Annotated in this window: 1 protein-coding gene, 2 tRNA genes and 3 rRNA genes; 1 reads left to right on the forward strand and 5 read right to left on the reverse strand. The window is 51.7% G+C overall.

Annotated features, from left to right (window positions below; genetic code table 11):
• Positions 1–7: 7 nt before the first annotated feature.
• The 5 genes from rrf to SNE35_RS31960 all read right to left on the reverse strand — a co-directional run bounded on the left by rrf (position 8) and on the right by SNE35_RS31960 (position 5360).
• Positions 8–120, reverse strand: a 5S ribosomal RNA gene (gene rrf, locus SNE35_RS31940).
• Between the two features lie 185 nt (positions 121–305).
• Positions 306–3187: ribosomal RNA gene (locus SNE35_RS31945) — 23S ribosomal RNA — on the reverse strand.
• 309 nt (positions 3188–3496) lie between these two features.
• Positions 3497–3572 (reverse strand) — tRNA-Ala (locus SNE35_RS31950).
• 17 nt (positions 3573–3589) lie between these two features.
• Positions 3590–3666: transfer RNA gene (locus SNE35_RS31955), tRNA-Ile, on the reverse strand.
• A gap of 170 nt (positions 3667–3836) precedes the next feature.
• Positions 3837–5360: ribosomal RNA gene (locus SNE35_RS31960) — 16S ribosomal RNA — on the reverse strand.
• The 16S, 23S and 5S rRNA genes sit together here with 2 tRNA genes alongside, the layout of an rRNA operon.
• Positions 5361–5444: 84 nt before the next feature.
• Between SNE35_RS31960 and SNE35_RS31965 the strand changes: the two genes are divergently transcribed.
• Positions 5445–5656: hypothetical protein (locus tag SNE35_RS31965; protein ID WP_320427121.1), on the forward strand; the 212-nt coding region annotated here is incomplete at its 3' end.

Below are 5656 nucleotides of genomic sequence, written 5' to 3' on the forward strand. Positions count from 1 at the left end.
GTAAATAGCCTGACGATGACCTACTTTCACACGGGAATCCGCACTATCATCGGCGCTGATTCGTTTCACTGTCCTGTTCGGGATGGGAAGGAGTGGGACCGAATCGCTATGGTCATCAGGCTTGACTTGTTGATCTCATGAGTGTCAGTGCTCAAGAGATCCAATTCGTAGAGTCTGCAGCTGATATTGAATATCAGGTCTGCGTGAATCAGCTTTGATTTGATTGCGTCTTCGCTGGACTTCAGGAAGAACGACATAACTTGTGCTTACCCACCCTGACGTGCTGTCTGCACAATCAAAGTTATAGGGTCAAGCCTCACGGGCAATTAGTACTGGTTAGCTTAACGCATTACTGCGCTTCCACACCCAGCCTATCAACGTCCTGGTCTCGAACGACCCTTCAGGGGGCTCAAGGCCCCGGCAAGACTCATCTTGAGACGAGTTTCCCGCTTAGATGCTTTCAGCGGTTATCTCTTCCGCACTTAGCTACTCGGCGATGCCACTGGCGTGACAACCGATACACCAGAGGTGCGTCCACTCCGGTCCTCTCGTACTAGGAGCAGGCTCTCTCAATCTTGCAGCGCCCACGGAAGATAGGGACCAAACTGTCTCACGACGTTTTAAACCCAGCTCACGTACCTCTTTAAATGGCGAACAGCCATACCCTTGGGACCGGCTACAGCCCCAGGATGAGATGAGCCGACATCGAGGTGCCAAACACCGCCGTCGATATGAACTCTTGGGCGGTATCAGCCTGTTATCCCCAGAGTACCTTTTATCCGTTGAGCGATGGCCCTTCCATACAGAACCACCGGATCACTTTGTCCTACTTTCGTACCTGCTCGACTTGTCAGTCTCGCAGTCAAGCACGCTTATGCCAATGCACTATCGTCACGATTTCCGACCGTAACTAGCGTACCTTCGAACTCCTCCGTTACACTTTGGGAGGAGACCGCCCCAGTCAAACTGCCCACCATACACTGTCCCCACTCCCGATTCAGGGAGCAAGGTTAGAACCTCAAACACACCAGGGTGGTATTTCAACGTTGGCTCCATAGAAACTAGCGTCCCTACTTCAAAGCCTCCCACCTATCCTACACAGATCTGTTCAAAGTCCAATGTAAAGCTACAGTAAAGGTTCATGGGGTCTTTCCGTCTTTCCGCGGGGAGATTGCATCATCACAAACATTTCAACTTCGCTGAGTCTCTGGAGGAGACAGTGTGGCCATCATTACTCCATTCGTGCAGGTCGGAACTTACCCGACAAGGAATTTCGCTACCTTAGGACCGTTATAGTTACGGCCGCCGTTTACTGGGACTTCAGTCAAGAGCTTGCACCCCATCATTTAATCTTCCAGCACCGGGCAGGAGTCACACCCTATACGTCGACTTTCGTCTTTGCAGAGTGCTGTGTTTTTAATAAACAGTTGCAGCCACCGATTCTCTGCGGCCTCATTGGGCTAACCAAGTAAATGGATCACCTACTAAAGGCACACCTTCTTCCGAAGTTACGGTGTCAATTTGCCGAGTTCCTTCTCCAGAGTTCTCTCAAGCGCCTTAGAATACTCATCTCGCGCACCAGTGTCGGTTTGCGGTACGGTCGTCAATAGCTGAAGCTTAGTGGCTTTTCCTGGAAGCAGGGTATCACTCACTTCGTCTGCAAGCAGACTCGTTATCACGCCTCATCTCAGACCCCCGGATTTGCCTAAGGGCCACGACTACACGCTTGAACCAACATATCCAACAGTTGGCTGAGCTAACCTTCTCCGTCCCCACATCGCACTATTGATCGGTACAGGAATATTGACCTGTTTCCCATCAGCTACGCATCTCTGCCTCGCCTTAGGGGCCGACTCACCCTACGCCGATGAACGTTGCGTAGGAAACCTTGCGCTTTCGGCGAGGGGGCTTTTCACCCCCTTTAACGCTACTCATGTCAGCATTCGCACTTCTGATACCTCCAGCAGCCTTCACAAGCCACCTTCACAGGCTTACAGAACGCTCTCCTACCACTTGCAATAAATTGCAAATCCGCAGCTTCGGTAACTGGCTTAGCCCCGTTACATCTTCCGCGCAGGACGACTCGATCAGTGAGCTATTACGCTTTCTTTAAATGATGGCTGCTTCTAAGCCAACATCCTGACTGTTTTAGCCTTCCCACTTCGTTTCCCACTTAGCCAATTTTGGGGACCTTAGCTGGCGGTCTGGGTTGTTTCCCTCTTGAGTCCGGACGTTAGCACCCGGTGCTCTGTCTCCCAAGCTGTACTCTGCGGTATTCGGAGTTTGCAATGGTTTGGTAAGTCGCCATGACCCCCTAGCCATAACAGTGCTCTACCCCCGCAGGTAATACTTGAGGCACTACCTAAATAGTTTTCGGAGAGAACCAGCTATTTCCAAGTTTGTTTAGCCTTTCACCCCTATCCACAGCTCATCCGCTAGTTTTGCAACACTAGTCGGTTCGGACCTCCAGCACCTGTTACGGTACCTTCATCCTGGCCATGGATAGATCACTTGGTTTCGGGTCTACACCCAGCGACTGATTCGCCCTATTCGGACTCGATTTCTCTACGGCTACCCTATTCGGTTAACCTCGCCACTGAATGTAAGTCGCTGACCCATTATACAAAAGGTACGCAGTCACCCTTGCGGGCTCCTACTTTTTGTATGCATGCGGTTTCAGGATCTATTTCACTCCCCTCCCGGGGTTCTTTTCGCCTTTCCCTCACGGTACTTGTTCACTATCGGTCGATTACGAGTATTTAGCCTTGGAGGATGGTCCCCCCATGTTCAGACAGGGTTTCTCGTGCCCCGCCCTACTTGTCTGACGCTTAGTTCCACAATCAACATTTCTCATACGGGGCTATCACCCGCTATGGCCGGACTTTCCATTCCGTTCTGATATGCCAACTGCTATAACGCCACGGCTACTCCGATTTCGCTCGCCACTACTTTCGGAATCTCGGTTGATGTCTTTTCCTCGAGCTACTGAGATGTTTCAGTTCACCCGGTTCGCCACGTCATGCCTATGTATTCAGCATGCGTTACCCCTCGCGGGGTGGGTTTCCCCATTCGGAAATCTCCGGATCAAAGCTAATTTGCCAGCTCCCCGAAGCTTATCGCAGGCTATCACGTCCTTCTTCGCCTGTAATCGCCAAGGCATCCACCACATGCACTTAGTCACTTGACCCTATAACTTTGACAGCGCTGAACTGTCGATCAAGGACACGATCCAATCAGATTTCTCCGATCCGACCGCTTTTTTGAGTATTCACGCGTTACGCCGTTCTTCATATTCTGAAGTTCGTTTTGACGCAATCAAATGTCATCGACGGCACGGTGCTCAACCCCCTTTACGAAGTTGAACTTTCCGTCGATAACGCTGATTCGACTCTACAAATTGTTAAAGAACAACAGCCGACTTAAAAGTCTTGCTGGCAAATCAGAACATCCAATCTCTCGATTTAGACGCTTTGATTTGCCAACGCTCTGAGTAAATTGGTGGAGGATGACGGGATCGAACCGACGACCCCCTGCTTGCAAAGCAGGTGCTCTCCCAGCTGAGCTAATCCCCCGGGAACCTTGAGTTCCGTGGTGGGTCTGGCTGGATTCGAACCAGCGACCCCCGCCTTATCAAGACGGTGCTCTAACCGACTGAGCTACAGACCCACGCGTTTTTCCGCGCAGCCCGTCCATCAGCCTCTTGAGGCCATCGCCAGGCTCACGCTTTTACTCACTGTTGTGTTCACAGCCGATAAGTGTGGGCGCTTGAATTTGAGTCATTTGGATCTCGCTGGCTTCCCGCTACTTGAGCGAGAGAGTTGCTCGATCTACTCTAGAAAGGAGGTGATCCAGCCGCACCTTCCGATACGGCTACCTTGTTACGACTTCACCCCAGTCACGAACCCTGCCGTGGTAATCGCCCCCCTTGCGGTTAGGCTAACTACTTCTGGCAGAACCCGCTCCCATGGTGTGACGGGCGGTGTGTACAAGACCCGGGAACGTATTCACCGCGGCAAGCTGATCCGCGATTACTAGCGATTCCGACTTCACGCAGTCGAGTTGCAGACTACGATCCGGACTACGACCGGTTTTCTGGGATTGGCTCCCCCTCGCGGGTTGGCAGCCCTCTGTACCGGCCATTGTATGACGTGTGTAGCCCTACCCATAAGGGCCATGATGACCTGACGTCATCCCCACCTTCCTCCGGTTTGTCACCGGCAGTCTCATTAGAGTGCCCTTTCGTAGCAACTAATGACAAGGGTTGCGCTCGTTGCGGGACTTAACCCAACATCTCACGACACGAGCTGACGACGGCCATGCAGCACCTGTGTTCTGGCTCTCTTTCGAGCACTCCTAAATCTCTTCAGGATTCCAGACATGTCAAGGGTAGGTAAGGTTTTTCGCGTTGCATCGAATTAAACCACATCATCCACCGCTTGTGCGGGTCCCCGTCAATTCCTTTGAGTTTCAACCTTGCGGCCGTACTCCCCAGGCGGTCAACTTCACGCGTTAGCTACGTTACTGAGAAGAAACCCTCCCAACAACCAGTTGACATCGTTTAGGGCGTGGACTACCAGGGTATCTAATCCTGTTTGCTCCCCACGCTTTCGTGCATGAGCGTCAGTACAGGTCCAGGGGATTGCCTTCGCCATCGGTGTTCCTCCGCATATCTACGCATTTCACTGCTACACGCGGAATTCCATCCCCCTCTACCGTACTCTAGTCATGCAGTCACAAAGGCAGTTCCCAGGTTGAGCCCGGGGATTTCACCTCTGTCTTGCATCACCGCCTGCGCACGCTTTACGCCCAGTAATTCCGATTAACGCTTGCACCCTACGTATTACCGCGGCTGCTGGCACGTAGTTAGCCGGTGCTTATTCTTCAGGTACCGTCATGAGGCGTCTTTATTAGAAACACCCTTTTCTTCCCTGACAAAAGCGGTTTACAACCCGAAGGCCTTCTTCCCGCACGCGGCATGGCTGGATCAGGCTTGCGCCCATTGTCCAAAATTCCCCACTGCTGCCTCCCGTAGGAGTCTGGGCCGTGTCTCAGTCCCAGTGTGGCTGGTCGTCCTCTCAGACCAGCTACAGATCGTCGCCTTGGTGGGCCTTTACCCCACCAACTAGCTAATCTGATATCGGCCGCTCCAATCGCGCGAGGCCTTACGGTCCCCCGCTTTCACCCTCAGGTCGTATGCGGTATTAGCTGCTCTTTCGAGCAGTTATCCCCCACGACTGGGCACGTTCCGATACATTACTCACCCGTTCGCCACTCGTCAGCTTAACCTGTTACCGTTCGACTTGCATGTGTAAGGCATGCCGCCAGCGTTCAATCTGAGCCAGGATCAAACTCTACAGTTCGATCTTGATTTACTCAACGGAATCGACTTGAACTATCTACATAGTAAAAGTCTATTTTCCGTGAGCGTTTAAAGTCCAAGAGACTTGATACTTGTCACCAAGCATCAAAACTCGCCTTCAAACGCCCACGCTTATCGGCTGTTAATTTTTAAAGATCATCAAGAACATCAAACCCTTAACAACAATCAAGGATCTAAACTCTTTCTTGTCGCGCCGATCAGTGATCAGCACAGAAGCGAGATTATGACCTGTTTTTTAAAACACCGTCAAGCATTTCTTCAAAATTCTTTCGAACA

This window comes from Roseateles agri (assembly GCF_034043675.1).
Lineage (GTDB): Bacteria > Pseudomonadota > Gammaproteobacteria > Burkholderiales > Burkholderiaceae_C > KK5.